Raw genomic sequence first — 4,748 nt, 5'->3', positions numbered from 1 at the left:
GAATATGGTGAGACATCGTACCTCGTAAAAGTGTGTGCGGGACGCGCAACAGCGCGCGAGCTCAAAACGCTACCGAGTGCGGTGCCTAGAGCCCTAACCTACTACCTAGGTTACTCGTAGCTTAGCAACTAGCGCTTCTGGGCGCCTCAGCTGCTAATAACTGTGCACCTCAGCTACTAATAACTTGACCAGAGCGAAGTCGTATAACCCAGTGCCTGCGCCTGCTCCCACGTATCAACATCGGCGGTGTCCGCGGCAGACATTTCCACCGCCACCGGGTTCAAACGACGCAAAAAAGAACGCACAGAAGCATCGGTAGTGCCGGTCGAAAAGACCGAGCGGATCGCCTCAAAACGGTAAATACCCACCAGCGGCTGATAGATGCCCTCAGAAACACCCCAGAAACCTGCAGAGGCTTCAGAATTGGTGGGGGCTTCAGAAGCAGCGGGCGCTTCAGAACCGGTAGAGGAGGAGAAGTCCGCCGCCCGCTCAGCACCCCGCGCCGCAGCAATCAGCTGCTGAACCGCCGGGGCAATACGCGGAGTATCCACACCCAAAATCAGGCACCATTCAGGCATGGGAGCCTGCGAGCGCTCGCAATCCGCGGCGATACACTCCAAACCGGCATGAATCGCCGCAGCAGGACCCGAAAAGGGCGGATTCTCACGAGTGCGCAACACACCCGAGGGCAACGGCAAGCTCTCAGGACCTACCACCACGCGCGGGGACGCGGCGGCCACCGCCTCCAGGGCACAATCCAGCAGGGTACTCGTGCCATCAGACAGGGACGCCTTCGGCACGTGGTTCAGGCGGCGAGAAGCGCCTCCGGCAACAACGACCGCGGCGCACGAAAAATCGGCAGAGCCTTCCGCGGCAAGCTCAGAACCGGGCATCTTATCCGCCCGCATTATCCACCCGCAAAGGGCGGCAGAATGTCCACACGGTCGGTATCCTGCAGGGGCGCCTGCGCATCAGAGCGGGCACCATTGACCAGGAACGAGCACTGCTCCATCACCTGCGCAAGAGTCAGGCCTGACGGGGTCGTACCCTCCAGGCTCTGACCCAGATGCTCAACCAGCGCGCCAAGAGTCGCAGACGACAGCTGCGCCAGGGGCACCGACAGCTGCGCGGTACCCGCCGCAGAACGCGCGGCAGCGAAAAAATGAACCTGCATAATGCTCCTCAATCCTTACGTCAGGGGGCAACCGAAAATCACGGGTGCAAGAGCTAGCAAAAAGCCTTATCCGTGCATCTTCGGCTGAGAACAGCGGCTTCCTTAGCCACCAATAGCGCTCATCGAGCGGCTCGCCTTGGCGAACTCCTCAATATCGAAGTCAGCGTCTTCCTTACCGTGGGCGCGCGGCTTAAACCACATGCCCTCACGCCAACGCAGAGCCAGCTGCTTATCGTCAGCGCCAGAACGCAGAAGCTGCATCAAATCAGTCTCGGTATCGGAGAACAGACAGGAGCGGATTTTGCCGTCCGCGGTCAGACGGGTGCGGGTGCACGCGCCGCAGAACGACTCCGTGACCGAGGCGATAATACCCACGCGGCCCAGCGACTCGGTGCCGTCAGTCGGGAAGCCCGCCTCATCCAGAACAGTGCCGAGCGGGTACACCTCCCACAGCTGAGCGGGGGAGTCGCCGCGCGCCTCCGCCACCGAACCCAGAACGTACTCAGCCGATAGCTTCTCGCGAATCTCGGCGGCAGTAATCGTGCCCTCACGGGTCCAACGGTTATCAGCGTCCAGCGGCATCTGCTCAATGAAACGCAGCTGATAGCCGCCCGCCAACGCCCAACGCAGAAGCTCCGGAGCCTGGTCATCATTCAGGCCCGGCATCAGCACAGCATTGATCTTGATGGGCCACAGGCCAGCCTCCGCTGCACCGTCAATACCCTTGAGTACGGCGTCGAGCTTGTCGCGGCGGGTCAGTTCGGCAAAGGTTTCACGGCAAATCGTATCCAGAGAAACATTGATGCGGGTCAGACCGGCCTCCGCCAGGGCAGCGGCGCGCTTCTCCAAACCAATACCGTTCGTCGTAATCGCCAACGGGATGTCAGGATGAGCCTGATGGATGCGGGAAATAATGTCCACCAAATCGGCGCGCACCAGCGGCTCGCCACCGGTAAAGCGGATCTCCTCAACGCCCAGCTCGGTGATTGCAATGTCGGCAAGGCGCGCAATCTCCTCGGCGGAGAGCAGATTCTCCTTCGGGAGCCACTGCAAACCATCCGCCGGCATGCAATAAATGCAACGAAGATTACATTTATCGGTCAGAGAGATACGCAGGTCCGTTGCCACGCGACCCCAACGGTCCAAGAGCGGACCGCTATTCGTAATATTCGGGAGTTTACGCTGGGCCTTTCCACCACTCTCAGATTTTTGGGGCGTCACAAAAGCAGCCCCGTTACCCTCCGCAGAAGATAAGGTGCTTAACATTGGGCCCGCAATGAGTTCAGAAGAGGCCGAATTCGCCGTGTACGCCATGTAAAACCTATGTGGAAAATTTGCATATTTCAGGTGACAATATGATTATTCCATGTTCCGGCGCCCTGTACATAGTGTGTGCAGGGTAAGTTACAACTGCGCCACCGCAGACCACAGTGACAAAGCAACACCACGTGTACAAGCTAGGGATGTACACAGAACGTCATATAGAGCCCGCACATGGACGCACCTCACCTCCAATAGCAGTACGAACCAACCAAGGAAATACCTCATGAAGAGCCCCCTCGCAGCCCTCAGCGCGCTCGCCGCAGCAACCCTCGCCCTCACCGGATGCGGCGCCACCCAGAGCTCCTCTTCCTCCACCGCCTCTGCAACGAGCAGCCAGGTTGCTTCCGGCAAGATCGAAGTCTTCGCCGCCGCCTCCCTGAACAACGCCGGTGCAGACCTCGAAAAGGCATACGAAGCCGCCAACCCCGGCGTAGACGTCACCTTCGTCTACGAAGGCTCCGCAAAGCTTGTCAACCAGATCGAGCAGGGCGCAACCCCCGACCTGCTCATCACCGCAGACACCAAGAACATGGACAAAGCAAAGAAGCTCGACCAGTTCTCCGCCTCCGAAACCGACGTCCTGGTTACCAACCAGCTCGTGCTCGTCACCGCTGAAGGCAACCCCGGCAAAATCAACAGCCTCGACGACCTCAAGACCACCGACGGCGTCGTCGCAATCTGCAAAGAAGACGTCCCCTGCGGAACCCTCGCCCACCAGGTGCTGACGAAGCACGACATCACCCTCAAGAACGCAACCACCGAAAGCAAGGTCACCGACGTAGCAACCAAGGTCACCACCGGTAACGCCGATGCGGGCTTCATCTACACCACCGACCTCGCCGCAGCCAAGAAGAAGGGCGTGAACCTCGGCTCCATCGAGCTGACCGACGTGGAACGCAACGAATACCCCGCAGCGCTCAGCAAGACCGGCTCCTCCTCCGAAACCGCGAAGAAGTTCAACGAATGGTTGCTGAACTCCGACGAGGCGAAGAAGATCCTCACCGAGTACGGCTTCAGCGCCGCATAGTAAAACACAGCCATAGTAGGGAACAACCCGCGTCGTATCACCCATGACAGACACTACCGCTACCCGTCGCAACGCCGGAACCTCACGCACACTCGGAAGTAGGCTCTTCGCCTCCGTGCCCGTGCTCTTCCTGGTTCCGGCGTCGCTGGGTATTTTCCTCATTGCCGGACCGCTCCTCGGGCTCTTCCTCAACATCCCCTGGAGCCAGCTCGGCAGCATCTTCACCCCGCAGGTGCTCGGGGCGGCGAACCTCTCCCTCAGTACCGCCGCCGCATCCACCCTCATCTGCGGACTTCTCGGCGCGCCTCTGGCGCTCGTGCTCTCCAAAGTGCTCAACCGCTCGCGGCTGCACCGGTTCGGGTCGGTTCTCTACGCCATCATCTACACCCCGGTGATTCTCTCCCCGGTGGTCTCCGGCCTCGGGCTGCTCTTCTTCTGGGGGCGCAGAGGCATGATTGGCACTTACCTCTACCAGGCAGGAATCTCCATCCCCTTCACCTCCAACGCGGTGATTATCGCCCAGGTATTCGTTGCCCTACCCTTCTTCGTTGCCACCGCGGTCACCACCCTGCAGGCTATTCCCCGCGAATACGAAGAAATCGCCCTCGTCGAAGGCGCTAAACCCGCAGAAATCACCTTCAAAGTACTGCTGCCCCTCGCCGCTCCCGGCCTCGCCACCGCCTTCCTGCTCTCCTTCGCCCGCGCTCTCGGCGAATACGGCGCAACCGTGACCTTCGCCGGTAACGTGCAAGGCAAAACCCAAACCATCCCCCTTGCCATCGACCTAGCCATCAATAGTAGCGATATCCCCAGCGCCCTCGGAAGCGCCCTGATTCTCATCAGCCTCTACCTAGGCATCTTCGGGGTCCTCGGCCTGATCCGCGCCCTGAAAAAACTACGCGAAAGCACCCGATAAGCCGCTCCGTCGCTTGCCTGGCACACCACCCGGCCCACACCGGCCCTTAGGTAAAACTGCATTTACCAGCCCGCAAACACACACCTACACTAGTTATAACTGCCGCCGCACGATTGGAATCGCCATGATTTCCCCCGAATTCAACGGAACCCCCAGCACTGAGGAATACCGCGCCTACCTGGCGCTACTGCTACGCGAAGTCTTCATCGGCACCGCAGAAACGGTTCCCCTCTACCACGCGGCAGGACGCATCCTCGCCCAAGACGTCACCGCACGCATGGACGTACCCAGCTTCGACAACTCCCAGA

5 protein-coding genes and 1 pseudogene are annotated in these 4,748 nt (G+C 60.0%); 3 read left to right on the top strand and 3 right to left on the bottom strand.

The features are described 5' to 3' along the window. Positions 1 to 176: 176 nt before the first annotated feature. The 3 genes from Q0216_RS07900 to moaA all read right to left on the bottom strand — a co-directional run bounded on the left by Q0216_RS07900 (position 177) and on the right by moaA (position 2,488). Complete coding sequence (locus Q0216_RS07900; RefSeq protein WP_298594333.1) at positions 177 to 893, bottom strand: molybdenum cofactor guanylyltransferase; 717 nt, start codon at positions 891 to 893, stop codon at positions 177 to 179. Between the two features lie 14 nt (positions 894 to 907). Further along, positions 908 to 1,174: a MoaD/ThiS family protein gene (locus Q0216_RS07895; RefSeq protein WP_060824407.1), complete on the bottom strand. Its 267-nt coding sequence runs from the start codon at positions 1,172 to 1,174 to the stop codon at positions 908 to 910. Between the two features lie 102 nt (positions 1,175 to 1,276). Then, positions 1,277 to 2,488, bottom strand: a complete 1,212-nt coding sequence (gene moaA / locus Q0216_RS07890) for a GTP 3',8-cyclase MoaA (RefSeq protein WP_298594330.1) — start codon at positions 2,486 to 2,488, stop codon at positions 1,277 to 1,279. 232 nt (positions 2,489 to 2,720) lie between these two features. Here moaA and modA point away from each other — a divergent pair, with 232 nt between their 5' ends. From modA to Q0216_RS07875, 3 genes and pseudogenes are all read left to right on the top strand, one after another. Next, positions 2,721 to 3,524 (top strand): molybdate ABC transporter substrate-binding protein, encoded by an 804-nt coding sequence (modA, locus tag Q0216_RS07885; protein ID WP_298594328.1) that lies wholly within the window; start codon positions 2,721 to 2,723, stop codon positions 3,522 to 3,524. 43 nt (positions 3,525 to 3,567) lie between these two features. Beyond that, positions 3,568 to 4,440: an ABC transporter permease gene (locus Q0216_RS07880; RefSeq protein ID WP_298594326.1), complete on the top strand. Its 873-nt coding sequence runs from the start codon at positions 3,568 to 3,570 to the stop codon at positions 4,438 to 4,440. A 124-nt stretch (positions 4,441 to 4,564) separates the two neighbouring features. Beyond that, positions 4,565 to 4,748: pseudogene (locus tag Q0216_RS07875) on the top strand (molybdopterin molybdenumtransferase MoeA); the annotation flags it as partial.

The sequence above is a fragment of the uncultured Rothia sp. genome, from assembly GCF_937976295.1.
Lineage (GTDB): Bacteria > Actinomycetota > Actinomycetes > Actinomycetales > Micrococcaceae > Rothia.
Note: the sequence above shows the minus strand (reverse complement) of the source record. Positions and strands in the feature narration are given on the sequence as shown.